Annotated in this window: 20 protein-coding genes; 8 read left to right on the plus strand and 12 right to left on the minus strand. The window is 65.7% G+C overall.

Annotated features, from left to right (window positions below):
* The first annotated feature begins 95 nt into the window (after window positions 1-95).
* The 3 genes from U5A65_RS17545 to U5A65_RS17555 all read left to right on the plus strand — a co-directional run bounded on the left by U5A65_RS17545 (window position 96) and on the right by U5A65_RS17555 (window position 2,524).
* Window positions 96-1,316 carry a YbfB/YjiJ family MFS transporter gene (locus U5A65_RS17545; protein ID WP_321946885.1) on the plus strand — a complete coding sequence of 407 codons (1,221 nt, stop codon included), beginning with the start codon at window positions 96-98 and terminating at the stop codon, window positions 1,314-1,316.
* A 181-nt stretch (window positions 1,317-1,497) separates the two neighbouring features.
* The gene (locus tag U5A65_RS17550; RefSeq protein WP_321946886.1) at window positions 1,498-2,028 is read left to right on the plus strand and encodes an NUDIX domain-containing protein; all 531 of its coding nucleotides are present in this window, start codon (window positions 1,498-1,500) and stop codon (window positions 2,026-2,028) included.
* Window positions 2,029-2,080: 52 nt separating this feature from the next.
* A complete protein-coding gene (locus tag U5A65_RS17555) occupies window positions 2,081-2,524 on the plus strand; it encodes a thioesterase family protein (protein WP_321909155.1) in 444 nt (147 codons plus the stop codon).
* Between the two features lie 17 nt (window positions 2,525-2,541).
* On the opposite strand, the gene U5A65_RS17560 is transcribed toward U5A65_RS17555, so the two are convergent.
* The 3 genes from U5A65_RS17560 to U5A65_RS17570 form a co-directional block, all read right to left on the minus strand.
* The gene (locus U5A65_RS17560) at window positions 2,542-3,453 is read right to left on the minus strand and encodes an ATP adenylyltransferase family protein (protein WP_321946887.1); all 912 of its coding nucleotides are present in this window, start codon (window positions 3,451-3,453) and stop codon (window positions 2,542-2,544) included.
* 8 nt (window positions 3,454-3,461) lie between these two features.
* A complete protein-coding gene (locus U5A65_RS17565; RefSeq protein WP_321909151.1) occupies window positions 3,462-3,947 on the minus strand; it encodes an adenosine-specific kinase in 486 nt (161 codons plus the stop codon).
* Between the two features lie 215 nt (window positions 3,948-4,162).
* Complete coding sequence (locus tag U5A65_RS17570) at window positions 4,163-5,425, minus strand: MFS transporter (protein ID WP_321946888.1); 1,263 nt, start codon at window positions 5,423-5,425, stop codon at window positions 4,163-4,165.
* A 429-nt stretch (window positions 5,426-5,854) separates the two neighbouring features.
* On the opposite strand from U5A65_RS17570, the gene U5A65_RS17575 reads away from it, so the two are divergent.
* On the plus strand, window positions 5,855-7,537 hold the full coding sequence (locus tag U5A65_RS17575) for a methyl-accepting chemotaxis protein (RefSeq protein WP_321909149.1): 1,683 nt from the start codon (window positions 5,855-5,857) through the stop codon (window positions 7,535-7,537).
* Between the two features lie 73 nt (window positions 7,538-7,610).
* Here U5A65_RS17575 and iolB read toward each other — a convergent pair whose 3' ends face one another.
* The 7 genes from iolB to U5A65_RS17610 form a co-directional block, all read right to left on the minus strand.
* Window positions 7,611-8,414 carry a 5-deoxy-glucuronate isomerase gene (gene iolB, locus U5A65_RS17580; RefSeq protein ID WP_321946889.1) on the minus strand — a complete coding sequence of 268 codons (804 nt, stop codon included), beginning with the start codon at window positions 8,412-8,414 and terminating at the stop codon, window positions 7,611-7,613.
* Window positions 8,411-9,325: a myo-inosose-2 dehydratase gene (gene iolE, locus U5A65_RS17585; protein WP_321946890.1), complete on the minus strand. Its 915-nt coding sequence runs from the start codon at window positions 9,323-9,325 to the stop codon at window positions 8,411-8,413. Before iolE ends, iolB begins: the two co-directional genes overlap by 4 nt.
* Window positions 9,326-9,355: 30 nt before the next feature.
* Entirely contained in the window at window positions 9,356-11,356 is a 2,001-nt protein-coding gene (iolD, locus tag U5A65_RS17590) for a 3D-(3,5/4)-trihydroxycyclohexane-1,2-dione acylhydrolase (decyclizing) (RefSeq protein ID WP_321946891.1), read from the minus strand.
* Complete coding sequence (locus U5A65_RS17595; protein WP_321946892.1) at window positions 11,353-13,368, minus strand: bifunctional 5-dehydro-2-deoxygluconokinase/5-dehydro-2-deoxyphosphogluconate aldolase; 2,016 nt, start codon at window positions 13,366-13,368, stop codon at window positions 11,353-11,355. Before U5A65_RS17595 ends, iolD begins: the two co-directional genes overlap by 4 nt.
* Window positions 13,369-13,405: 37 nt before the next feature.
* A complete protein-coding gene (locus U5A65_RS17600; protein WP_321909142.1) occupies window positions 13,406-14,215 on the minus strand; it encodes an ATP-binding cassette domain-containing protein in 810 nt (269 codons plus the stop codon).
* 13 nt (window positions 14,216-14,228) lie between these two features.
* Entirely contained in the window at window positions 14,229-15,392 is a 1,164-nt protein-coding gene (locus tag U5A65_RS17605; RefSeq protein WP_321909139.1) for an ABC transporter permease, read from the minus strand.
* Between the two features lie 237 nt (window positions 15,393-15,629).
* Window positions 15,630-16,691 carry a sugar ABC transporter substrate-binding protein gene (locus U5A65_RS17610; protein ID WP_321909138.1) on the minus strand — a complete coding sequence of 354 codons (1,062 nt, stop codon included), beginning with the start codon at window positions 16,689-16,691 and terminating at the stop codon, window positions 15,630-15,632.
* Between the two features lie 284 nt (window positions 16,692-16,975).
* Here U5A65_RS17610 and U5A65_RS17615 point away from each other — a divergent pair, with 284 nt between their 5' ends.
* The 4 genes from U5A65_RS17615 (at window position 16,976) to U5A65_RS17630 (ending at window position 20,318) form a co-directional block, all read left to right on the plus strand.
* Window positions 16,976-17,866 carry a MurR/RpiR family transcriptional regulator gene (locus U5A65_RS17615; RefSeq protein WP_158757465.1) on the plus strand — a complete coding sequence of 297 codons (891 nt, stop codon included), beginning with the start codon at window positions 16,976-16,978 and terminating at the stop codon, window positions 17,864-17,866.
* Window positions 17,859-18,881 carry an inositol 2-dehydrogenase gene (gene iolG / locus U5A65_RS17620; protein WP_321946893.1) on the plus strand — a complete coding sequence of 341 codons (1,023 nt, stop codon included), beginning with the start codon at window positions 17,859-17,861 and terminating at the stop codon, window positions 18,879-18,881. Before U5A65_RS17615 ends, iolG begins: the two co-directional genes overlap by 8 nt.
* 36 nt (window positions 18,882-18,917) lie before the next feature.
* Entirely contained in the window at window positions 18,918-19,973 is a 1,056-nt protein-coding gene (locus U5A65_RS17625) for a Gfo/Idh/MocA family oxidoreductase (RefSeq protein WP_321946894.1), read from the plus strand.
* A gap of 117 nt (window positions 19,974-20,090) precedes the next feature.
* Window positions 20,091-20,318 carry a sulfurtransferase TusA family protein gene (locus U5A65_RS17630; protein WP_028214640.1) on the plus strand — a complete coding sequence of 76 codons (228 nt, stop codon included), beginning with the start codon at window positions 20,091-20,093 and terminating at the stop codon, window positions 20,316-20,318.
* 77 nt (window positions 20,319-20,395) lie between these two features.
* On the opposite strand, the gene galU is transcribed toward U5A65_RS17630, so the two are convergent.
* Window positions 20,396-21,277: a UTP--glucose-1-phosphate uridylyltransferase GalU gene (gene galU, locus U5A65_RS17635; RefSeq protein ID WP_028208043.1), complete on the minus strand. Its 882-nt coding sequence runs from the start codon at window positions 21,275-21,277 to the stop codon at window positions 20,396-20,398.
* A gap of 79 nt (window positions 21,278-21,356) precedes the next feature.
* Window positions 21,357-24,224: a valine--tRNA ligase gene (locus tag U5A65_RS17640; protein ID WP_321946895.1), complete on the minus strand. Its 2,868-nt coding sequence runs from the start codon at window positions 24,222-24,224 to the stop codon at window positions 21,357-21,359.
* Between the last annotated feature and the right edge of the window lie 174 nt (window positions 24,225-24,398).

Here is a 24,398-nt window from a genome sequence, read left to right on the forward strand (position 1 = left end):
TTCTCTCCTCGGGATGCATTGATTCATGATAATTCATTTTTCGTGAACGATAGAATTGCCTACGATGGTAGGCAATCGCTTAACGCAATGAACTCATGAACGACTACGTCCCCCGCGCCGCCTGCGTTTCCGGGCCACGCCCGCATGCCGGGCGCCGCGCGGCGTTGGCCTGCATGGTGACCCTCGCCGTCGCCTTGGGTGTCGGGCGCTTCGCGTTCACGCCGCTCTTGCCACTGATGCTGCACGGCGGCGCGCTCGACCTGCGCCACGGTGGCTGGCTCGCATCGCTGAACTACGCGGGCTACTTCGTCGGCGCGCTCAGTTGTGTGGCGCTGCGCATCGCGCCCGCAAAGATCGTACGCGCCGGCCTCGTGGCCACGGTGCTCCTCACGCTCGCGATGGGCCTCACCGAGCAGTTCTGGATCTGGGCGGCGGTGCGTTTCGTGGCGGGCGCGGTGAGCGCATGGACGTTCGTATTCGCCTCGCAATGGGGCCTGCGGCGGCTTGCGCAACTGGGCGCGAACGAGTGGGGCGGCGTGATCTACACCGGTCCGGGCGTCGGCATTATCGCGACCGGGCTGTTCGTGAGCGCGGCAGGCGGTCTCGGCGCGCGCGCGGGTTGGCTAGGCTTCGGGCTCATCAGCGCGCTGCTCGCCGTGCTCGTCTGGCCCGCGTTTGGCGAGGACATGCGCGCGCTGGCGCCGCGCCCCGCTGCGAGCACGACGGCCGGCACCGCGCACGACACCGGCGAAGACCGCCGCGCGGACGCTCTCTGGCTCGTGCTGCTGTATGGCGTGCCCGGCTTCGGCTACATCATCACGGCGACGTTCCTGCCCGTGATCGCGCGCCACGCGCTGCCCGGCTCGGCGTGGCCCGACCTGTTCTGGCCGATGTTCGGCGCGGCGCTGATCACCGGCGCGCTGCTGGCGGCGCGCTTCCCGCTGCATTGGGACAACCGCGTGATGCTGGCGGGCGCGTACGTGCTGCAGGCCGTGGGTATCGCGCTCGGTATCGTCTGGCCCAACGCCGCGGGATTTTCGTTCGGCAGCGTGTTGATCGGATTGCCGTTCACGGCGATCACGCTCTTCGCGATGCGCGAGGCGCGCCTTCTGCGCGGCGAGCATGCGGCCGCGCTGATGGGCTATGCGACGGCTGCCTATGGCGTCGGGCAGATCGCGGGGCCGCTCGTGGCCGCGCCGCTCGCGGCGTCGACGGGCTCGTTCTCGCCATCGCTGTGGCTCGCGGCGGGCGCGCTCGTGGCCGGGGCGCTCGGACTGCTGTGGCGGGTGTGGCTCACGCGCGAGGCGGCGCGCTAGTGTGAGCCGTGAGGTCGTGCAGAGGCGTGAAAACGGCGGGCACGCGGCATCGCACCGGTTTTGCGCGGTCGCACGCGCGTGCCGATAGCGCACTAGAATGGACGCTTTCGCGCGAGCCGCGAGCGTGCCCGCCGGGCCGCGCAGCGGGTTCGCAGCGCCATCGACCCGTGCCTTTTTCCCCATGAGCGACTACCAGTTTTGCCCGCGCTGCGCCACGCGCCTGACCGAGCGCGCCGATCCCGACCACGAAGGCGGCCGCGTGCGTCTCGCCTGCCCGGACTACGCCTGCGGCTACGTCCACTGGAACAACCCGCTGCCCGTCGTGGCGGCGATCGTCGAGTACGAGGGCCGCATTCTGCTCGCCCGCAACGCCGCGTGGCCCGAAGGCATGTTCGCGCTCATCACCGGCTTTCTCGAAAATGGCGAGACGCCCGAAGAGGGCATCGCGCGCGAGGTGTGTGAAGAGACCGCGCTGCGCGCCGAGAGCGTCGAACTGGTTGGCGTGTATGAATTCATCCGCAAGAACGAACTCATCATCGCGTATCACGTGAGGGCGTCGGGCACGATCGCGCTCTCGCCGGAACTGCTCGAATACCGCCTCGTCGAGCCCGCGAAGCTGCGGCCGTGGCGCGCCGGCACGGGGCAGGCGCTCGGAGAATGGATGCGCCGGCGCGGCCTGCCGTTCGAGTTCGTCGAGCGTCCGGGCCAGTGATGGCCGCAAGACGCTCGACACTTTCCCGCTACGCCTTCCCTGGATCACGCTGATGAATCGACCCGTCACCGTCGCCCGCTCCGGGTATCGTCATTTCCTGCCGATCGGCACGCGCTGGATGGACAACGATGTCTACGGCCACGTGAACAACGTCGTCTACTACAGCTACTTCGACACCGTCGTGAACGAGTATCTGATACGCGCGGGCGCGCTCGACATCGAACACGGCACGACGATCGGGCTCGTGGTCGAAACGCAGTGCAACTACTTCGCGCCGCTCGTGTTTCCGGAGCGCGTGGAGGCGGGGCTGCGTGTGGCGCGGCTCGGTTCGTCGAGCGTGCGCTATGAGGTAGGCCTCTTTCGCGAAGGCGAGGACGCACCCGCGGCGCAGGGGCATTTCGTGCACGTCTACGTCGATCGTGCGACGCGCCGGCCCGTGAGCGCGTTGCCCGATGCGCTTCGCGCGGCGCTCGAGCCGCTCGTTGTCGAGCGCTGAACGCACGTCAGCGCACCTCAGCGCGCCACACTCACGCGTTCTAGCGCCGTCATCGGGCCGAGTTGCGTGAGCGTCTGCAACTGCGCTGCGTTGCGCACGAAGAACGAACCGGCAAAGCCGAGCGAGTTCACCGAGATTCCCTCGACGCATTCCGCCGTGCGCGGCACGACCAGCATCCACTTGCGCGTGACGAGCAGGTTGTACGGCGCACTCTGATGCGCGACGCCGCCCACGTCGATAGCGCTCACGCCCGCCGCGTCTAGCAGCGCGCGATAGCAGTCGAGTGCGACCTGCGCGGCGGCGTCCGGCGTGGCCTTGTCGGGGCCGAGGTCGAGGCGCGCGAAGGCGTGGCGAAACGCGAGCCCTGGCACGATCGCGATGGGGCGCGCGCCGTGAACCGCCTGCGCGCTGCCGAGCAGCGCTTCGAGGGGCGTCACGCGAGGCCCGTCGCCTGCGAGCGGCAGCGGCACCATCTGCAGATGCTTGTGCGGCTGGCTCGCGCCTGCGGCCGCGCCGCCGTTGTAGAACGCGAGACCGTCGATCTCGCGCAGCGCCTCGACCAGTGCGGTGAAATCGGCCGCGTCAAGCAGCGCTTCCTGCGGCTCGTAGCGGCGCGTCACGATCAGCAGGTGCTGGTCGATCACATTGAACTTGTTGAGCAGCGCGACGTGCGTGGGCGACAGGTCGCAGACAAACAGATCGGGTTCGTAAGGCAGGAACGGATCGCGCGGCGGCTGCGAGCCGGACGCAACCGAAGTCTGCGACGTGAGCCGCGCCGCTTCCTTGCGCGCAAGATTCCCGGCCACGCGCACATAGAAGCGCATACCGCCATCGTCGATGAAGGTATGCGCGGTCTCAATGGGGTGGAGCGCGCCGCACGCGAGCGCGTGCGCCGTCTGCCGCTCGATGGCCTCGCGCAGTGCTGCCATGGGCGCGCTCAGGCCTTGTAGCCGATCGCGCGCAACAGGTCCTTGCGCCAGCGCACGTCGTCCTCGGCCTCGACGCCGAGCGGCGGCATGCCGTCCACCACGCCGACGATGCCGCGTCCTTGATCGGTTTCCGCGATCAGCACCTGTGTCGGGTTCGCGGTGGCGCAGAAGATGCGGCAGACCTCGGGCACGGCCTTGATCGTGTTGAGCACGTTGATGGGGAAAAAGCCGTCGCCGAGAAAGACGATGAAGCAGTGACCCGCGCCGATGCGCAGTGCGTTTTGCGTCGCCATCTCGATGAGCGCGTCCTGCGTGCCCGAGCGCCGCACGAGCCGCTTGCCCGACGCCTCGCAGAACGCGAGGCCGAACTGGATGCCCGGCACCGTGCCGTAGAGCGCCTCGTGCAGGTCCTCGACGGATTTGATGAAGTGGGTCTGGCCAAGGATGAAGTTGGTGGCTTCGGGCTTTTCGATCTCTACCGTGGACAGTTGCATGACGGACCTCGTGGGCGGGCGTCTCGGAAGCGCCGCATCTCGCCTCGTCTGGCCGGACATGGCCGGGATGGCTGGCGGGCGAGCGCCGGCGGCCAACAACAAGCCTAGTACGAAGTCGCGGCGAGGCAAAGCGTGTGCAGGCGCACAAAGCAAAACGGCCGGAGCCCCGAGGGGCGTCCGGCCGTTTTGCTGGGCAATGAGGCGTGCTGCAGCGCTTATGCGGCCTTCTTCGCGCGCTTGCCTTCCACGTTGGGCAGCAGCACGGTGAGGATGCCGATGAGCGGCAGGAACGAGCAGACCTTGTAGACGAAGGCGATGCTCGTGGCATCGGCCAGTTGGCCGAGCACCGCTGCGCCGATGCCGCCAAGGCCGAACGCGAAGCCGAAGAACAGACCCGCGACCATGCCCACCTTGCCCGGAATCAGCTCCTGGGCATACACGAGGATGGCCGAGAACGCCGAGGCCAGCACCACGCCGATGATGACCGTGAGCACGCCGGTCCAGAACAGGTTGGCGTAGGGCAGCAGCAGCGTGAAGGGCGCCACGCCGAGAATCGAGACCCAGATCACGTACTTGCGGCCGATGCGGTCACCCACCGGACCGCCGATGATCGTGCCTGCGGCAACGGCGGCGAGGAACACGAACAGATGGATCTGCGCGGCCTGCACGGAAAGGTGGAAACGGTCGATCAGATAGAACGTGAAGTAGCTGTTGATGCTCGCGAGGTAGAAGTACTTCGAGAACACGAGCAGCACGAGAACGCCGATGGCGCCCGCCACGCGTGCGCGCGAGAGCGCCACGTGTGGCACCTCGGCGCGCTTTTTCTTCAGCGCGGGATGTGCCTTGTACCAGCGGCCGATCTGCGTGAGCACGACCATGCCGACGAGCGCGGCTGCCGAGAACCACGCAATGCTGCGCTGGCCGTGCGGAATGACGATCGCGGCGGCGAGCAGCGGCCCGAGCGACGAGCCCGCGTTGCCGCCCACCTGGAAGAGCGACTGCGCCAGACCATGCTGGCCGCCCGAGGCCATGCGGGCGACGCGCGACGATTCCGGATGGAACACGGACGAGCCGCAGCCCACCAGCGCCGCTGCCACGAGCAGCACGCCGAAACTTGGCGCGACCGACATCAGCAGGAGGCCGCACAGCGTGAAGCCCATGCCGACGGGCAGTGAATACGGCAGCGGCCGCTTGTCGGTATACACGCCAACCAACGGCTGCAGCATCGATGCCGTGATCTGGTAGGTGAGCGTGATGAGCCCGATCTGCGTGAACGACAGCGAGAAGTTGTCCTTGAGCATCGGGTAGATGGCGAGGATCAGCGACTGGATCATGTCGTTGAGCAGGTGCGAGAAACTGATCGCACCGAGCACCGAATAGACGGTGCGTTGCACCGCGGCGGGGGCGGGGGCGGAAGCGGCCGCGGACGAACCCGCGGCGGCGCCCGGCAGAGCGCCCTTGTCGAGACTGGTTTCCATGTTTTCGGTAGCAGCAGAGAGTTTTCAGCGGGAACCACTCCAGGCGGGCAGCGGCGACGGCATGAAAGGACATGTATAAGAGTTATGAGCGCAGTGTAATGTGTCTTGCTCGAACTGTACGGACAAGATTTGTCGAGAATCGGACACGGGCGGCACACGGTTGCCCTGCGGCCCAATGCCGCAATAGGCTGGAGCCAATACTCGAAATTGATCCGGGATTTTTGGCGTTTCATTTTGGCCATGTATAAACCGGCGATGTGCGCGCCCACGAGGTGCGCAATACGGGGCCGGAATACGAGCCGCGCCGCGCGCCGCAGGGGTAAAAGGCGGGGTTAAAGATTGCGCGACGGCGTGCCGTAGACCGGAGTTGAGGCGTAACGCACATCAAGAACGGTGGCGTTAGGCCGAACAACAATGCTGGAGACCAAAATGAAAGCAGTACCGCAAGGCGGCAGGCACGCGGGCTTCGTGCCGCTGGATCCGGCAGGCAGCGCGGCGAACGCGCAATTGCACAAGGGTGGACGCACCGGCGCTGCAACGCGCAGTTCCCGGCTTTCCGTGAAGGCCACACTGCGCCTCGCCTTCGCGCTGGTGCTGATCGGCACGCTTGCGATCGGCGCTGTTTCACTCGCGCAAATCAGCCGTCTCAACGGCTCGACGCAATCGATCTACGAACAGGGCTACGTCGCGAGCCGCGCCGCCGAGGAAGCGCGCGGTCACGTGCTGCGCGCGAGCCGCGCCCAGAAGATGCTGCTCACGGCGACCACGGCGCGCGAGCGCGAAGAACTGGGTCAGGACATCGACAAGGATCTCGGCGCGCTCGAGCGCGGCGTAAGCCAGCTGCAGCAATACGCGCAGGAGCAGGGCGGCGACGCGCTCGCACTGCAAAAGAAGCTCGCGGACGCGACCACGACGTGGAGCGGACACTTGCGCGACTTCGTGACGCTCGTGAAGCAGCAGCCGCTCGATCTCTCGCAGATGAGCTGGCAGGTGGGCACGCAGGACGTGTCGCTGCTCGTGGAGACCGGCAAGCTCGAAACGCTCGTGAACGACCTCGTTGCGCAGCGCGGCACAGCCGCGAAAGCCACGATCGAGAAGGCGGAGTTCATCTTCAAGTCGTCGTTCGTGATGATGGCCGTGGCGACCGTGGCCATGTTCGTGCTCGCGTTCTTCGTGAGCGAATGGGTCGTGCGCCGCATCGCACGGCAACTGGGCGGCGAACCGGCGCACGCCAAGGCCATCGCGGCCCGTATCGCGGCCGGCGATCTCGCCCAGCCCGTCTCGGTTCATGCGCGCGACGCGGCAAGCATGCTGGGCGCGCTGCGCGACATGCAGAAGGGCCTCTCGACCACGGTGGCCGAGATCGCCGCGAGCGCCGAGGCGATCGCCTCCGCCTCGGGCGAAATCTCGACCGGCAATCTCGATCTCTCGCGCCGCACCGAAGAGCAGGCCATGGCGCTCGAACGCACGGCAAGCAGCATGGAGCAGCTCACATCCACGGTGCGCCTGAACGCCGAGAACGCGGAGCAGGCCAGCACGCTCGCGGGCAACGCGTCGGCAATCGCGGAGAAGGGCGGCTCGGTGGTGGGCCGCGTGGTCGCAACCATGCAGGAGATCAACGACAGCGCAAAGAGCATTGCCGACATCATCGGCGTGATCGAAGGCATTGCGTTCCAGACCAACATTCTCGCGCTCAACGCGGCCGTGGAAGCAGCGCGCGCGGGCGAGGACGGACGCGGCTTCGCGGTGGTGGCGGGCGAGGTGCGCAGCCTCGCGCAGCGCAGCGCGGCGGCGGCCAAGGAGATCAAGGCGCTGATCGGCGCATCGGTCGAGCGCGTGTCCAATGGCTCGACGCTGGCGCAGGACGCGGGCTCGACGATGGACGAAGTCGTGAAGGCCGTGAGGCGCGTGAACGACATCATCGGCGAAATTTCTGCGGCTTCGCGCGAGCAGCGCTCGGGCATCGAGGAAATCAGCCGCGCGGTCACGCAGATGGATGCCGGCACGCAACAGAATGCGGCGCTCGTGGAAGAGGCGACCGCCGCGGCGCAATCGCTCGACGATCAGGCGAAGGTGCTCAAGCGCCTCGTGGGGAAATTCAGGCTGGCTTGATACTCGCAACCTGGTTGCGTGCACAACAAAAACGCCGCGTGGTGCTACACGCGGCGTTTTTTTTATGGACCTGTCACTTCGCGTCGCGCTCGATGATCCACTCGTGCGCCGGGTCGTTGTGGAAGTGCCACTCGCGCGTCGGGCCCGCCATCACGTTCAGGTAGTACGAGTCGTAGCCATACGGGACGACGACCGGGTGATAGCCGCGCGGCACCATCACGACATCGTGATTTTCCACGGCCATCGTTTCGTCCAGATCGCGCGCGTCGGTGTACACACGCTGGAACGCGAAACCCTGCGGCGGATTGAGCCGGTGATAGTAGGTTTCCTCGAGCGCGCTCTCCTGCGGCAAACGGTCGGCGTCGTGCTTGTGCGGCGGGTAGCTCGACGAGTGGCCCGAAGGCGTGCGCACCTCGACCACGAGCAGCGATTCCGCGGGCGCGTCTTGCGGCAGGATATCGCACACGTAGCGCGTATTCGCGCCTTTGCCGCGCGTGGAACGCTTCATCTGCGCGGGTTCGATGAGGCGAACGGGCAGCGTGCCTTTGGCGGGCGCGCTCGCAACGCCCACTTCGGCGTTGCGTTTCGCGCGCACGGTCGCTTTGACGCAGGGCGGCACGTAGAGCGCATACGGCGCGGCGTCTTCGAACACGCTGTCGCGCGAGCCGAGGCTCGTCCAGCGCTCGCCGCCCGCTTCGATATCGACCGCACCCGAAAGCACGACGATGCAGCTTTCGCGATCGGGTTCGGATACGTAGACCACTTCATCCGCCTCGAGCCGATAGGCGGCGAAGCCGACATAGCGCCAGCCCGCGGTGTCGGGCGTGACGCGCGCGATCGTCTGGCCCTCGCGCGCGGCCTTGACCAGCAGTGTCATGCTGCCTCCTTCGATTGGGTGTCCGTAGCATCGACGAGCGTGCGCAGCGTACGATACCCCTTTTGCGCATATTCGTACGACGGTGCGATCACCGGGTCCTGTTCGGCTTCGACAACGAGCCAGCCGCGATAGCCGTGGCGTTTCAGGCGCGCGATGATCGCGGAGAAATCAACGGCGCCGTCGCCGGGTACGGTGAACGCGCCGGCCAGCACGGCGTCGAGAAAGCTCCAGTTGCGGTTGCGCGCCAGCTTCATGACGGCAGGACGCACGTCCTTGCAGTGCACATGGCACACGCGCGCAATGTGCTTGTCGAGTTCGGCAACCGGGTCGCCGCCGGCAAACGTCATGTGGCCTGCGTCGAACAGCAGGCCCACGGCGTCGCTCGTGCGCGCCATGAGCTTGTCGACGTCGGCGGGCGTTTCGACGTAGGCGCCCATGTGATGATGGTACGCGAGCCGCACGCCGCGCGAGAGCGTGTGGCGCGCGAAGGCGTCCACGCGCGCGGCGTATTCGTCCCACTGCTTGTCGCTGAAAAAGCGCGGCCGTTGATAGAGCGGGCGCGACGCGCCCTGGATCGAATCGGCGACCTCGCCGTACACCATCACCGTTGCGCCGTTCTGCGCGAGCAGGTCCAGATGCTTGTCGACAGCGGCGATCTCTTCCTCGACGCTGCGCCGCGCGAGCATGCCCGAATACCAGCCGGACACGAGCGAAAGATCGTATTGCGCGAGGAGCGCCTTGAGCGCCTGCGGCTCGCGCGGAAACTTGTTGCCTAACTCGAAGCCCTCATAGCCGATCTCGCGGCCCTCGGTCAGCGCCTGGGAGAGCGGCGTCTCGCCGCCGAGCGAGGGCAGGTCGTCGTTCATCCACGACAGCGGGTTGATGCCGATGCGTACTTCAAATGCGCTCATGTGCGCTCCTCGATGTCTGTGTCGTCCGCGTTATGCATGGCCGGGTTCGTCGTCGCCGGCGGGCGCGTTTTCGTTGGATTCGGCCGCTTGCACGCGGCCGCCGCGCTCGGCGACATGTTCTTCATAGCGCTCGCGCGCCTCGCGCACGGCCGCGCGCGCGGATACCTCGGGCACCGCGACCTCCCACCACCAGCCGCCTTCCTCAGTCGTGCGCGCGGGATCGGTGTCGATGCAGACCACGTAGGTGCGCGTCGAAGCGCGCGCGCGTTGCAGCGCCGCTTCGAGTTCCGCGACGTTCGCCACGTGTTCGGCCTGCGCGCCGAGCGAGCGAGCATGCGAGGCGAAGTCGATGCGCGGCGCGCCGAGCGGTCCTTGCGCGCAGTCGTCGAACAGATTGTTGAACGGCGCGCCGCCGCATGCCTGCTGCAACCGGTTGATACAGCCATAGCCGCGGTTGTCGAGCACGACGATGATGAGCTTCGCACCCAGCATGACCGAGGTGGCGATCTCGCTGTTCATCATCAAATAGCTGCCGTCGCCCACCATCACGATGACTTCGCGATCGGGCCGCGCGAGCTTCGCGCCGAGGCCGCCCGCGATCTCGTAGCCCATGCACGAATAGCCGTATTCAACGTGATAGGCGCCGGGCTGGCCCGCGCGCCACAGCTTGTGCAACTCGGCGGGCAGCGTGCCGGCTGCGCACACGACGATATCTTCGGTGTACGAACGGCTCGACGAGCGCTGCACGGCACCAATCACATCGGCGTCGTAGGGCAGGCAATTGCGTTCCTGCGGCGCATGCGTCAGGCGCTCGACGCTCGCACGCCACTCGTTGGCAAGACGTTGCGCGTGGGCGGTCCAGTTCGCGTCGGCACGCCAGTTGATCAGCTCGTCGTTGAGCGCGGCGAGCGCCTGGCGCGCGTCTGCCTGCACGGCGAGGCCGTCGTGCTTGAGCGCGTCGAAGGCATTGGCGTTCACGCCGACCACATGCGCATTGGCGAAAAGCGAGTTCGAGCCGGTCGTGAAGTCCTGCAAACGCGTGCCCACGGCGAGCACGCAGTCGGCGTCGCGCGCCAGTTCGTTGGCGGCGGGCGAGCCCGTCACGCCAAGCGCGCCGACGTTGAGCGGATCGTCCCACGCGAGCGAGCCTTTGCCCGCCTGGGTCTCCGCCACGGGAATGCCGCGCGAGGCGGCGAGCGTCTGCAAGGCCTGCGAGGCGCGCGAATAGAGCACGCCGCCGCCCGCGACGATCAGCGGGCGTTTCGCGCGATGCAGTTGCGTGAGCGCCGCATCGATCTCGGTCTGAATGGGGGCGGGCGCGTGGAACGTCACGAGGCGCGGCGTGAAGAAGCTCACCGGATAGTCCCATGCCATGGCCTGCACGTCCTGCGGCAACGCTAGCGTGACCGGGCCACAGAGCGCGGCGTCGGTGAGCACGCGCAGCGCGCGCGGCAGCGCCGTGAGCAACTGCGCGGGATGCACGATGCGGTCGAAGTAGCGCGATACGGGCTTGAGCGCGTCGTTGGCGGAAATGCCGCCATCGTGCAGGTCCTCGATTTGCTGCAGCACCGGATCGGGTTCGCGTGAAACGAAGATGTCGCCGGGCAGCAGCAGCACGGGCAGGCGGTTCACATGCGCGAGCGCCGCCGCGGTCACGAGATTCGTCGCACCCGGGCCGATCGAGGTCGTGACCGCCATCATGCGGCGCCGGAAGTGCGCTTTGGCATAAGCGATCGCGCTGTGGGCCATGGCCTGTTCGTTGTGCGCGCGCAGCGTGGGCAACTCGTGCCGATGCTGATAAAGCGCCTCGCCGATGCCAGCCACATTGCCGTGACCGAAGATCGCGAACACGCCGCCGAACAGCGGCTCGGTGCGGCCCGAGCCGTCCTCGCTCGCCACGCGCTGGGCGGCGAGATAGCGCACGAGCGCTTGAGCCGCGGTGAGCCGCACGGTGCTCGCGTGCGCGCCGGACGATGCGTGCGGCGCGCTTTCCTGCGAGGCGTAGTCGCCAGGAGCGATGCGTTGGTTCATGCCGCCTTCTCCTCATGGTTGGCGTGCGTGCCGTCTGCTTCGGCGCGCGCGGCGCGCCATGCGCCGATCAGCGTTTCGAAGGCGCGGCGAGCGCGGGCGATCACTTCGTCGTCGCTAATCTCGCCGGCGAGCCACGCGAGGCTCGGCTCGTAGAAGATCGAGCGGCCTACCGTAAAGCCTCGGCAGGTGTTCGAGGCGGCCGCCGCGCGGAAGCCTTCCACGAGTTGGTCGATCGGTGCGGAGAGACCGAGCAGCACGACGCCGCGGCAATACGGGTCGCGCTCGGCGATCAGCGCGTCGATCTCGCGCCATTGCGCCGCGCTCGTCGGCTCGAGTTTCCACCACTCCGGATAGAGGCCGATGTTGTACAGCCGCTTGAGCGCGCGATAGACCGTATCGGGCGCATTCGGTTTGCCACCGAGCTTCGGCGGAATGACTTCGAGCAGCAGTTCGTGGCCGCTTGCCTGCGTTGCGTCATAAAGCGCGCGCAACTGCGCTTCCTGTTCCAGACGCTGTTCGATCGGCTCGTCAGGATGGAACTGCACAAGGCACTTCACCGTGTGGTCGATAGGCCACGAGGCGAGTGTCGTGCCGATCGAGCGGCCGTGGTCGAACACGAGCGGCACCGACCCAGGAAGCTCGACCGGGCGGCCGATCCACCAGCCGCGGCCGGTCGCGGCGTTGAGCGCGTCCTGGCCGTAGCGGTCGTCGATCAGGACGCCGATGCGTCCCTGCAGGCCGAGCGTGCGTTCGGTCTGCGCCACCGCCTCGACGAAGAGATTCTTCAGATACGCAATGCGCGCTTCGCTCACGCCGGTTTGCTGCGCCAGATCGAAGAACTGGTTGCGATGATCGAACGCGAAGCCGAGCACTTCGTCGTGCCGCTTGCGCGCGGGGGTCACGCGATGCAGGCGCGCGAGCGTCGCGTCGCGATCGGGGCGGCGCATGCGCACGGGGTCGGCGGCGGCTTCGCGCAGGAAGTAATCGAGTTCCACCGGCGTCGGCATGGCGGGCGCGCAACCGTGTCGCGAGACGACGAGCGCGCCGCATGCATTGGCCGCGCGCGCGCAGTCTTCGAGCGAGGCGTCGCGCAACCAGCCCGAGAGGAAGCCGGAGGCGAACGCGTCGCCCGCGCCGAGCACGTTGAGCACTTCGACTTCCACGCCGCGCTGCATCGGCAAATCGTCCATCGAGGCGGGTACGGCGCCTTCCACGATCTGGCAGCCAAGCGGCCCACGCTTGACGAGCAGCGTCGCGCCCGTCACTTCGCGCACGCGCTTGAGCGCATCGACGAGCGTGTCCTTGCCGCCCGCAATGCGGAACTCCTCTTCGGTGCCGATCACGAGATCGAAATGCGGCAGGATGCGCTGCAAATGCGCGCTCACGCCTTCGCTCGCGACAAAGCGCGTCTCGCCGTCGGCCTTGCCCGTGAGGCCCCACAGCACGGGCCGGTAGTCAATGTCGAGCACGGTGCGCACGTTGTTGCGGCGCGCGTAGTCGAGCGCGGTGAGGCTCGTGCGATTCACCTGCTCGGTCGAGAAGTGCGTGCCGGTGATCAGCAGTGCTTTCGAAGAAGCGATGAAGGCTTCATCGAAGTCGCCCGAATCGACGGCCATGTCGGCGCAGTTCTCGCGATAGAAAATGAGCGGGAACGTGTCGCGGTCTTTCAGACCCAGCAGCACGAGCGCCGTAAGGCGTTCGTGATCCACGCGCACGTGGCTCGTGTCGCAGCCTTCCTTCGTGAGCGTTTCGACGAGAAAGCGCCCCATGTGGTCGTCGCCCACGCGCGTGAGCATGGCCGACTTCAGGCCAAGACGCGCGCAGCCGAAGGCGATGTTCGCGGAGGAGCCGCCCAGATACTTCGCGAACGTGGAAACGTCTTCGAGCCGCGCGCCCACTTGCTGCGCGTAGAGATCGACACCCAGGCGGCCAAGGCAGACGATGTCGCGGCTGCGCCCGGCGGCGAAGCGGCCTGGCGTTGAACGGGGCGGGGTGGATTGAGTCAGGGCCATGAGTATTCCTGTTGAGTGCTGTGCCGTGCGCGCGTGATCAGATGGTCGCGCCGTCGAGTTCGGCGATCATCTTCTGCATCTCCGCGCCGCCCGCCATCATGTCGAGCACTTCGTTCTTGCTGATGGTGTCCTTCGTGTAGGTGCCGAGCGAGCGGCCGCGATTGAGCAGCGTGAACGAGTCGCCGATCGGGTAGGCGTGGTGCACGTTGTGGGTGATGAAGATCACCGAAATGCCCTTCGCGCGCGCCGCATGAATGAGCTTGAGCACATTGAAGCTCTGCTTCACGCCGAGCGCGGCAGTCGGCTCGTCGAGAATCAGCACGCGCGCACCGAAGTGAATGGCGCGCGCGATGGCCAGACACTGCTTCTCGCCGCCCGACATCGTGCCGATGGCCTGATGCGGGTCGCGCACGTTGATGCCCATGCCGGCGAGTCGGTCCTTCGCAATCGTTGCGCTCGCATCGAGATCCATCACGTTGATAAAGCCGAACAGCTTCTTCTGCGGCTCGCGGCCCATGAAGAAGTTGCGCGCAACCGAGAGCAGCGGCACGAGCGCGAGATCCTGATAGACGGTGGCGATGCCGAGGTCGAGCGCGTCTTTGGGCGAATCGAACGCCACGGGCTTGCCGTCGACGAAATACTGGCCGGAAGTGGGCTGGTGCACGCCCGCGAGCGTCTTGATGAGCGTGGACTTGCCCGCGCCGTTGTCGCCGAGCAGGCAGTGCACCTCGCCGCGTTTCAGGCGCAGCGTGACGCCGTTGAGCGCAATGACCTTGCCGAAGTACTTGCTGACGTTCTCGAGCGCGAGAATCGTGTCGTCGTTGGCGGTGCTGGTGGTATCGGACATTTGAGCCTCCGGCTTACGATTGCGCGACGCGGCGGCGCACATAGTGATTGAAGAGCACGGCAATGAGCAGCATCACGCCGAGGAACACGCGGAACCAGTCCGAATCGATGTTCGTGTAAGTGATGCCGATCTGCACGACGCCGAAGATGAGCGCGCCGAACGCCGCGCCGATGACCGAGCCGTAGCCGCCCGTGAGCAGCGTGCCGCCGATCACCGCGGCAATGATCGCTTCGAACTCCTTCTGAAGACCGCGGTCGGCGGCGGCCGAACCGATGTCGCACACTTGCAGCACGGCAAAGAGGCACGAGCAGAACGCGGTGAGCATGAAGAGCGAGATCTTCACGCGCTTCACGGGTACGCCCACGTTCTTTGCTGCGTTGGAGTCGCCGCCTACGGCGAGAATCCAGTTGCCGTAGCGGGTCTTGGCGAGCACGAATGCGCCGATGGCCACGAGCGCGAACCACCAGAGAATCACCTTGGGAACGCCCGGCACGAGCGGCTGGCCGTTGTCGAGCATCTTGCCGATGCCGATATGCGCGAGCGCGACGAACAGGCCTTTGAACGCCGTGCCGTGAAAGAGCAGGTTGGTGATGAAGTCGGCTTTGGCCACGTCGCCCACACCCGAGACGATCGTGCGGTCGGCGAACATGATCGAGAGCGCAAGAGTCAGGCCGCGCAGGATGAACAGGAACGCGAGCGTGACGATGAACGAGGGCAGCCGCGTGCGCATCACGAGGTAGCCATTCAGCGCGCCGAGCGCGGTGCAGCCCACGAACGCGAACAGAATGGAAAGCGCGATGGGCCAGTGGAAGTACATCGTGGGGATCGCCACCATCATGCCGGCGAAGCCGATCATCGAGCCGATGGAGAGGTCGAACTCGCCGGCGATCATGAGCAGGCACGCGCCGACGCTCAGGATACCGAGGTAAGCGGCGACCTGGGACCAGTTCATCACGCCGTCGAGATCGAACATGCCCGATCCGCCCGCGCCGATCGCAAAGACGGCGAAGACCAGCACGGTGCCGGAAATCGCGGCGAATTCGGGGCGGCCGAGCAGATGGCCGAACCACGATTCGCGGCGCACGCGTTCGTCGCCGGCGCCCGGCTGCGGCGTGGGCGCGTCTTGCGCGCCGCTCTCCTGAGCGTGCGAGGGGAAGTGTTTGCCGGCTACACCCATGATGTCTCCTGTATCGACCCGAGTGGGCGCATTAGCGCGTGACTCCGGTCCTATGCACGGCTTTCGGCCGTGTGAGGCGCATTCGCACCTGCGTTGGCTCAAATGCCCGAGCGCATTCCCCACAAGCAACAGCCTTGCAGTAGAAGCAACACGGTGAATGGCGCGCGGCGAGGCTGGCGAGAGGCGATGGGCATCGGAAGATGCTAGCCGCCGCCGCGCGTGGCTGACGAAAAAAGCTTAGCGGTACTGACCTGCGTACTTCACAACCTTGTCGACATTCTCCTTGGTGATGAAACCCGGACCGGAGCGGATATTCTTCGGCCCGTACGAGGGCTGCAGGCCATAGGTTTCAAGGCGCTGCTTGAACTTCGGATTCGCTTCGAGAATCTGGCGGATCTTCTGCGGGTCGGTGGTGTGTTCCTTCTTCACGATCGCGAGCACGGCCACCGGGATATAGCCCTGCAGGTACGGCTGCTGGTCGATCGCGAACTGGATGGTGCCCGCGCGGATCGCCTTGGCAATGTCATCCGAGAAGTCGAACGTGCAGAAGTAGATCTTGCCCGCGAGGCCCATCTGGTCGACGGCCTTGAGCGTAGCGGCCGCCGGCACCGGGCCGAGCGTGAGGATCGCGCCCGTGTTCGGATGGTTGCGCAGATACGCGCTCACCTTCGACTGGATTTCGGTCGGGTCCTGGCCGGAGTCGATCGTCGAGGTCTTGTAGTCCACGCCGAGCGCATCGGCAAAACCGCGGCAGCGTTCGAACGACACGGCGTTGGTGGCGAAGTGGTTCACGCACAGGAACGACTTCACGCCGGCGGCCTTGGCTTTTTCGCCGGCGGCTTTCCCCGCCACGTATTCAGGCTGGCCCACGTGCATGATTGCGCCGAGTTTCTCGCTCTGTTCCTCAGTGCCCGAGTTGATCGTCACGAGCGGGATCTTCTTTTGCGTGACCTTGCCGATGGCACTCTTGAGCACGTCGTAGTCGGCAATGGTGACGATCACGCCGTCATAGTTGCGCGCGGCGGCCTGTTCGATCAGGCGCGACATGTCGGCGATATCGCCGTTGGGCGGATTGCGGTAGTCGGTTTCGACGTTCCAGTCGTCATCGGCCTGCTTGATGGCGTTCTTGATCGTGTTCCACCACGAGTCGGAATCGGGCGCGTGGCTGATCAGCACGAAATGCGCGTCGGCGGCTTGTGCGGTTTGCGCGCTGAGCACGCTGGCACCGGTCAGTCCCGCTGCCAGCGCGAGCACTGCGGCCAACTTTCGGAGCATGGTCTTGCCCTTGCGTTGAGTCATTGTCTCCACCTTTCTCGGTCTGTCGTTCGTTCTTGGGGTGAGCGTCGCAGCCGCGCTTTTTACATGCCGCTTGCTACATGGACCGAATGGACCAACTGCCGCGCTCATCGACAAGATTAGGACATCGCCTCGCGACTTGCAACGAAAATTTCATTGCAAATAAAAATGGAAAATCTGTTCCATTCGTGTGACACGCTGCCTATAATCGGCTCCGTCGGCATGCCGTGGAATGCAAGCCGGATAAGGCTTTGCGGCAATGCGGCAATCAGCGAAGGAAAACGATCATGGCGGATGACACAACCGACGCCGTAGCGGGCGTAGACGAATTGATGCAGCGCATCGCGCAGGATTACGAGGCGCTGCCGCGTCAGCTGAAAAGCATCGCGACCTACATCGAACAGCACCGCGCGAGCGTGATGATGGACCGCACGAGCGACATTGCGGCGAGTTGCGGCGTGCATCCCTCGGCGGTGGTGCGCTTTGCGCAGCGCTTCGGTTTCTCGGGCTTCTCCGATCTACAGGCGGTGTTCCGGCAGGCGTATGCGGGGCAGGGCGCCTCGGCCACGAGCTATCAGCAGCGCATTCGCCAGCTGATCGACGCCAAGGAGGGCGAGACGAGCCCCGACATGGGCGGCGCCGTCGCGCGCGAATTCATCGGTGCGTGCCGCAGCGGGCTCGACGAACTCGAAGCGGGCCTCGACGGCGCGCAGTTCGACGAAGCCGTGAAGATGCTCGAGCAGGCGGACAACATCTACGTGATCGGCGTGCGGCGCTCGTTTCCGGTGGCGAGCTACATCGTTTATGCCTTGCAGCACACGCGCAAGCGCGTGCACCTGGTCTCGGGGCTCGGCGGCATGTATCACGAGCAGATCCGCAGCGTGAAGAAAGGCGACGTGGTGATCGCCATCAGCTTCGCGCCTTATGGCAAAGAGACACAGTACTGCCTGCGCGTCGCGCAGCAGCATCACGCCAAAACGCTCGTCATCACCGACAGCCAGCTTTCGCCGCTCGCGCGCCACGCGAACGCGCAACTCTATGTGAAGGAGGGGAGCGCGTTCGCGTTCCGCTCGCTCACCAGCACTTTCTGCCTGTGCCAGGCGCTCTTCATTGCGCTTGCGTACCGGCTCGAACTCAACGTGGAAGAATCGACCGACACCGGAGGATACGATGACTAGTGCAGCAAGCGGAGCCGCGAAAACGCTGGATGTGGCGGTATTCGGCGCGGGGCGCATTGGCCGCATTCATGCGGGCAATCTCGCGCGCCAGCCGGGCGTGCGTCTGAAGTACGTGATCGACGTGAATCGCGAAGCCGCCGCCGCGCTCGCCGCGCAGCACGGCGCCCAGGTGGTCGACGTGGACGCCGCATTCGGCGACGCCTCGATCGGCGCCACGGTAATCTGCTCGAGCACCGATACGCACTCCGAACTGATCCTGAAATCGGCGGCGGCCGGTAAGCATATCTTCTGTGAAAAACCCGTCGATTTGACCATCGAGCGCGCACGCGCTTGCGCAGAAGCGGTTCAGCGTGCGGGCGTCGTGGCCATGATCGGCTTCCAGCGTCGCTACGATCCCACGTTCGCCGCGCTCAAGACGCGCCTCGACGCAGGCGAGATCGGCACGCCGGAAATGCTGATCGTCACGAGCCGCGATCCGGGCGCGCCGCCCGTGGAATACATCAAGCATTCGGGCGGCATCTTCAAGGACATGCTGATCCACGACTTCGATATCTTCCGCTGGATTCTCGACGACGAAGCGCTGAGCGTGCATGCCACGGGCAGTTGCCTGTCCGATCCGGCGATTGCCGATGCGGGCGACATCGACTCGACGGCGGTGACGATCCGCACGAAGCGCGGGCGCCTTTGCCAGATCAACACGGCGCGGCGCGCGGCTTACGGCTACGACCAGCGTTTCGAGGTGCTCGGCAGCGAGGGCATGCTGCAGGCCGGCAACATGAAGCCGACCGAAGTGGTGGCGTGGTCGAAGACCGCCGTGGCGCAGGACGTGCCCGAAGCCTTCTTCCTCGAACGCTATCGCGCGGCCTACGCGCGCGAAATGGCGCACTTTCACGAAGCGGTGACGCTGGGCACGCCGGTGCGCACGTCGGTTGCCGACGGCCTGAAGGCGCTGGAGCTGGCCGAAGCTGCCTCGCTGTCGTGGCGCGAGGGCCGTGTGGTGACACTGGGCGACTGAAACCGGTCTAACGTGGATCAAGCGAGGAGACGAGGAATGCAGGCAATCGATCGTGCCCAGCCGTTGCGCGTGGGTGTGGCGGGACTGGGGAGGCTGGGGCGGCGGCATGCGCAGAACCTGGCGTATCGCGTGCCGGGCGCGACGCTCGCGGCCGCGTGCAGTCCGCTCGAAGCGGATCTCGCATGGGCGCGCGAGGCGCTGCCCGCCGCGCGGCTGTATGGCGAATATGCAGACTTGCTGGCGGATCAATCGGTCGATGCGGTGTGGCTCGTCACGCCTTCGGCTTTGCACGCCGAGCAGATCGTGCAGGCGCTCGAAGCGGGCAAGCATGTGTTTTGCGAGAAGCCGCTTTCGCTTGATGTGGCTGAATGCGAGCGGGTGGTGAACGTGTCGCGCCGCCATGCTGACCGGCAGGTGACGATCGGCTTCATGCGCCGCTTCGATCCGAGTTATCAGGATGCCTATGCAAAAGTGCAGGCGGGTGCGATCGGCAGGCCGTTTCTCGTGCGCTCGCAAACCTGCGATCTCAACGATCCCGAAGGCTTCTTCGTGCGCTTCGCGCCGACCTCCGGCGGGATTTTTCTCGACTGCACGGTGCACGATATCGACGTCGCGCGCTGGCTGCTCGGCAAGCCGCGCGCCACGCGTGTCTATGCCGCTGGTGCGATCGCGCTGCACGAGGGCCTGCGCGAAGCGGGCGATGTGGACAACGGCGTGGCGATCTGCGAGTTCGAGGACGGGCGTCTCGCGATGTTCTACGCGTCGCGCACGATGGCGCACGGCAACGACACGTCGAGCGAGGTGATCGGCACGGCGGGGGCGCTTACGATCGGGCGCATCCCGCGCGCGAATCGCGTGGATGTCTACGACGCGACCGGCGTGCGCAGCGTTTGCACGCCCACGTTCTTCGACCGTTTCGAAGAGGCGTTCCTGATCGAAGCGCAGGCGTTCGTCGCGGAAGTCGCGGCGCGCAAGGCGGGGGCAGCGGAGAACGGAAGCCTTGGCGCGACGCTCGAAGACGCGCTGGAGGCCACGCGCATTGGCCAGGCGCTGCGCGAATCGCTGCATACGGGGGCGGCGGTCACGCTGTAAGCCGTGCCGCGATCGGGGGCAAGCGGCGGCTGGCGTGGCTGCGGTAAAATCGACGCTATTGCCAGCACCGTCTCACGCCGCGACGGTGCGCCACCGAAGGATCCAACCCCGATGCAGATTCAGGTTCACAAGGAAGTGGATGCACGCGGGCTGAACTGCCCGCTGCCGATCCTGCGCGCCAAGAAGGCGCTCGCCGACATGGAAAGCGGCCAGATCCTCAAGGTCCTCGCGACCGACCCCGGCTCGCAGCGCGATTTCGCCGCGTTCGCGAAGCAAACCGGCAACGAGATCGTGGAAAGCTCGAAGCAGGAAGAGACGTTCGTGTTTTTGATGCGCCGGCGCTAAACACCGAACGCCGAAGCAGATAAAAAAATGGCCCGCATGAGAATGCGGGCCATTTTTGTTTGTGCAGCCGGGGGCGCCTAGCCTTCCAGCACCGGCTTGCGCGTACGCAGATACTCGTCGAAATCGGCGCCGACTTCCGGGTGGCGCAGCGCGAACTCCACCGTCGCCTTCAGATAGCCGAGCTTGCTGCCGCAGTCGAAGCGCGTGCCGTGGTACTTGTACGCGAGCACCTGCTCGTCGGCGAGCAACGACTGGATCGCGTCGGTGAGCTGCAGTTCGCCGCCCGCGCCGGGCTTGATCGACTTCAGATGCTCGAAAATGCGCGGCTTGAGCACGTAGCGGCCCACCACGCCGAGGTTCGACGGCGCGACTTCGGGCGCCGGCTTTTCGACGATGCCCGAAAGCTTGACGATCGAGTCTTCCCACTCCTTGCCGTCGACAATGCCGTACGAGCGCGTTTCCGAGGGCGGGATCTCTTCCACGCCGAGCACCGAGCTATGGTAGTGGTCGAACACCTCGACCATCTGCTGCATGACGGGCGGCGTGCCGTAGAGCAAGTCGTCGGCGAGAATCACGGCGAACGGGTTGTCGCCCACGAGCTTTTCCGCGCACAGCACGGCGTGGCCCAGGCCGAGCGCCTCCGGCTGACGCACGTAGAAGCAGTCGACGTTGTTCGGCTTGATGTTGCGCACCAGTTCGAGCAGCTTGGCCTTGCCGCGCGCTTCGAGTTCGGCCTCGATCTCATACGACTTGTCGAAATGGTCCTCGATCGCGCGCTTGCTGCGCCCGGTCACGAAGATCATTTCCGTGATGCCCGCAGCCACGGCTTCTTCGACCGCGTACTGAATGAGCGGCTTGTCGACCACGGGCAGCATTTCCTTCGGGCTGGCTTTCGTGGCCGGAAGGAAGCGCGTGCCTAGGCCCGCTACCGGGAATACCGCTTTTGTCACTTTCAGCATGTCTTTAGTCCCTGTCCTGGTGCTCGTGTGACGCCGCGGGTGCGACGTCACACGGTACAGCCTTTGGCCGGTATGGCGCTCAGGCCGGCAACCGCGTGAGTTGCGCGGTCAGCTTGTCCAGCGTTGCCTGGTATTCTGCCAGTCTTTTCTGCTCCTGCTCAACGACTGCGGGCGGTGCTTTTGCTACAAAACTGTCATTTCCTAGCTTGGCCTTGCACTTCGTCACCTCATTGCTGAGGCGGGCAATTTCCTTCGACAGGCGTTCGCGTTCGGCGGCGACATCGATCTCCACCTTCAGCACGAGCTTGTCCGTTCCTACGATAGCAACTGGCGCGCCTGCCGAGGCGGCGTCGAGCGCGGCTTCGTCGGCGATGATCTGGACCTCCGAAAGCTTCGCCAGCGCCTGCGCATAAGGCGCGAACGTCGCGAGGCGCTCGGCGTTGCCCGTGGCGAGCAGCGGCACCTTGGTGGCGGGCGAGAGGCCCATTTCGCCACGCAGGTTGCGGCATGCGTCGATCACGGCCTTCAGGTCGGCGGCCCACTGCTCAGCGGCTTCGTCGATCTTCTTCGCATCGGCCACCGGGTAACGCTGCATCATGATCGATGCCTCGCCTTCGGCCGCGCCTTGCGGGTACGCGTCGGTGAGCGGCGCCACCTTCTGCCACAGCGCTTCGGTGATGAACGGAATCACCGGATGCGCGAGGCGCAGCACCGTTTCCAGCACGCGCAGCAGCGTGCGGCGCGTGGCGCGCTGCTGCTCGGGCGTACCCGTCTGGATCTGCACCTTCGCCAGTTCCAGATACCAGTCACAGTATTCGTCCCAGACGAACTTGTATATGGCGTTGGCCACGTTGTCGAAGCGATAGTCCGCGAAGCCCTTCGCGACTTCGGCTTCCACGCGTTGCAGGAGCGAGACGATCCAGCGGTCGGCCTGGGAGAAGTCGGTGTAGCCGCCGGGGCCGCAATCGCCGGGCTGGCAATCGCCCGGCTTGCTGAAACCGCAGTCGTGGCCTTCGCAGTTCATCAGCACGAAGCGCGTGGCGTTCCAGAGCTTGTTGCAGAAGTTGCGATAGCCTTCGCAGCGCGCGAGGTCGAAGTTCACGTTGCGGCCGAGCGTGGCCATCGAAGCCATCGTGAAGCGCAGCGCGTCGGTGCCGAACGCGGCAATGCCGTCCGGGAACTCCTTGCGCGTCTTCTTCTCGATGGTCGCGGCCTGCTTGGGATTCATGAGGCCGGTCGTGCGCTTGGCCACGAGCGCTTCGAGGTCGATGCCATCGACGATATCGATCGGGTCGAGCGTGTTGCCCTTGCTCTTGGACATCTTCTGGCCTTCGGCGTCGCGCACGAGGCCGTGCACGTACACCGTGTCGAACGGCACCTTGCCGGTGAAGTGCGTGGTCATCATGACCATGCGCGCCACCCAGAAGAAGATGATGTCGAAGCCCGTGACGAGCACGGAAGAGGGCAGGAAGGCCTTCAGTTCAGGCGTTTCCTGGGGCCAGCCGAGCGACGAGAACGGCACGAGCGCCGACGAGAACCACGTGTCGAGCACGTCTTCGTCGCGCTTCAATGCGCCCTTGTAGCCCTTGGCGTCGGCTTGCGCGCGCGCTTCTTCCTCGTTCTTCGCAACGAAGATCTCGCCGTTCTCGCCGTACCACGCCGGGATCTGGTGGCCCCACCAGAGCTGGCGCGAGATGCACCAGTCCTGGATGTTCTCGAGCCACTGGTAATAGGTCGTCGTCCAGTTTTCCGGCACGAACTTGATCTGGCCGCTGCGCACCACGTCGAGCGAGGTTTCGGTGATCGACTTGCCGGGGTTGAAGGTGCCCTCAGGCGCCGGCTTCGTCATCGCGACGAACCACTGGTCCGTGAGCATCGGCTCGATCACCACGCCCGTGCGGTCGCCGCGCGGCACCATGAGCTTGTGCGGCTGGACCGAGTCGAGCAGACCCAGCGCTTCGAAGTCGGCCACCACCTGCTTGCGCGCCTCGAAGCGGTCGAGGCCGCGGTATTTTTCAGGGGCGTTGTCGTTGATCTTCGCGTCGAGCGTGAGGATCTCGATCATCGGCAGGCCGTGGCGCAGGCCCACCTGGTAGTCGTTGAAGTCGTGCGCGGGCGTGACCTTCACGACGCCCGTGCCGAACTCGCGGTCCACGTATTCGTCGGCGATGATGGGGATCTCGCGGTCCGCGAGCGGCAGCTTCACCGTCTTGCCGATCAGGTGCGCATAGCGCTCGTCTTCCGGGTGCACCATCACGGCCGTGTCGCCGAGCATGGTTTCCGGGCGCGTGGTGGCGACCGTGAGGTGGCCCGAGCCGTCCGCGAGCGGGTAGCGCAGGTGCCACAGGTTGCCGTTTTCCTCTTCGCTCGCCACTTCGAGGTCCGAGACGGCGGTGAGCAGCACCGGGTCCCAGTTCACGAGGCGCTTGCCGCGGTAGATCAGGCCCTGTTCATAAAGGCGCACGAACACGTCGCGCACGGCGGCCGACATCTTGTCGTCCATCGTGAAGTATTCGCGCGACCAGTCGATCGAGGCGCCCAGACGCCGCACCTGGCCCGTAATGGTCGAGCCCGACTGCTGCTTCCACTCCCATACGCGCTCGACGAACTTCTCGCGGCCGAGATCGTGGCGCGAGATCTTCTGCGCGTCGAGCTGGCGCTCCACGACGATTTGCGTGGCGATGCCCGCGTGGTCCGTGCCCGGCACCCACAGCGTGTTCTCGCCGAGCATGCGGTGGTAGCGCGCGAGGCCGTCCATGATCGTCTGGTTGAACGCGTGCCCCATGTGCAGCGTGCCGGTGACGTTGGGCGGCGGCAACTGGATCGAGAAGTTCTTGTGGCCGGGCTCGAAGGTCGCGGCGGCGTAGCCTCGACGCTCCCATTCGGGGCCCCAATGGGCCTCGATCGTTTGGGGCTCGAAGCTTTTCGCTAGCGTGCTGTCGCTCATGGGTGGAATCTGCCGAAAAAAGGATGCGGAAACGTTCGATTATAAGGGGAAGTCCTGTCGGAGCCGACGTGCCAGCCGAGGCCGGGCCAAGCGCGGGCCGACGCGCGACGCCCGGGCTGCCCGAGCCGCCGCGTGCGCGCGCACTTATAATGGCGGTCTGCCATTCAACGGCGC

Origin of the sequence: Paraburkholderia sp. J10-1, from assembly GCF_905220165.1 — a bacterium.
In the GTDB taxonomy this organism is placed as follows: domain Bacteria; phylum Pseudomonadota; class Gammaproteobacteria; order Burkholderiales; family Burkholderiaceae; genus Paraburkholderia.

What these genes read in the sequence shown, in the direction of transcription:
- U5A65_RS17545 (WP_321946885.1), top strand. Translation starts at nt 96, where the DNA reads ATGAACGACTACGTCCCCCGCGCCGCCTGCGTTTCCGGGCCACGCCCG.
- U5A65_RS17550 (WP_321946886.1), top strand. Translation starts at nt 1,498, where the DNA reads ATGAGCGACTACCAGTTTTGCCCGCGCTGCGCCACGCGCCTGACCGAG.
- U5A65_RS17555 (WP_321909155.1), top strand. Translation starts at nt 2,081, where the DNA reads ATGAATCGACCCGTCACCGTCGCCCGCTCCGGGTATCGTCATTTCCTG.
- U5A65_RS17560 (WP_321946887.1), bottom strand. Translation starts at nt 3,453, where the DNA reads ATGGCAGCACTGCGCGAGGCCATCGAGCGGCAGACGGCGCACGCGCTC.
- U5A65_RS17565 (WP_321909151.1), bottom strand. Translation starts at nt 3,947, where the DNA reads ATGCAACTGTCCACGGTAGAGATCGAAAAGCCCGAAGCCACCAACTTC.
- U5A65_RS17570 (WP_321946888.1), bottom strand. Translation starts at nt 5,425, where the DNA reads ATGGAAACCAGTCTCGACAAGGGCGCTCTGCCGGGCGCCGCCGCGGGT.
- U5A65_RS17575 (WP_321909149.1), top strand. Translation starts at nt 5,855, where the DNA reads ATGAAAGCAGTACCGCAAGGCGGCAGGCACGCGGGCTTCGTGCCGCTG.
- iolB (WP_321946889.1), bottom strand. Translation starts at nt 8,414, where the DNA reads ATGACACTGCTGGTCAAGGCCGCGCGCGAGGGCCAGACGATCGCGCGC.
- iolE (WP_321946890.1), bottom strand. Translation starts at nt 9,325, where the DNA reads ATGAGCGCATTTGAAGTACGCATCGGCATCAACCCGCTGTCGTGGATG.
- iolD (WP_321946891.1), bottom strand. Translation starts at nt 11,356, where the DNA reads ATGAACCAACGCATCGCTCCTGGCGACTACGCCTCGCAGGAAAGCGCG.
- U5A65_RS17595 (WP_321946892.1), bottom strand. Translation starts at nt 13,368, where the DNA reads ATGGCCCTGACTCAATCCACCCCGCCCCGTTCAACGCCAGGCCGCTTC.
- U5A65_RS17600 (WP_321909142.1), bottom strand. Translation starts at nt 14,215, where the DNA reads ATGTCCGATACCACCAGCACCGCCAACGACGACACGATTCTCGCGCTC.
- U5A65_RS17605 (WP_321909139.1), bottom strand. Translation starts at nt 15,392, where the DNA reads ATGGGTGTAGCCGGCAAACACTTCCCCTCGCACGCTCAGGAGAGCGGC.
- U5A65_RS17610 (WP_321909138.1), bottom strand. Translation starts at nt 16,691, where the DNA reads ATGACTCAACGCAAGGGCAAGACCATGCTCCGAAAGTTGGCCGCAGTG.
- U5A65_RS17615 (WP_158757465.1), top strand. Translation starts at nt 16,976, where the DNA reads ATGGCGGATGACACAACCGACGCCGTAGCGGGCGTAGACGAATTGATG.
- iolG (WP_321946893.1), top strand. Translation starts at nt 17,859, where the DNA reads ATGACTAGTGCAGCAAGCGGAGCCGCGAAAACGCTGGATGTGGCGGTA.
- U5A65_RS17625 (WP_321946894.1), top strand. Translation starts at nt 18,918, where the DNA reads ATGCAGGCAATCGATCGTGCCCAGCCGTTGCGCGTGGGTGTGGCGGGA.
- galU (WP_028208043.1), bottom strand. Translation starts at nt 21,277, where the DNA reads ATGCTGAAAGTGACAAAAGCGGTATTCCCGGTAGCGGGCCTAGGCACG.
- U5A65_RS17640 (WP_321946895.1), bottom strand. Translation starts at nt 24,224, where the DNA reads ATGAGCGACAGCACGCTAGCGAAAAGCTTCGAGCCCCAAACGATCGAG.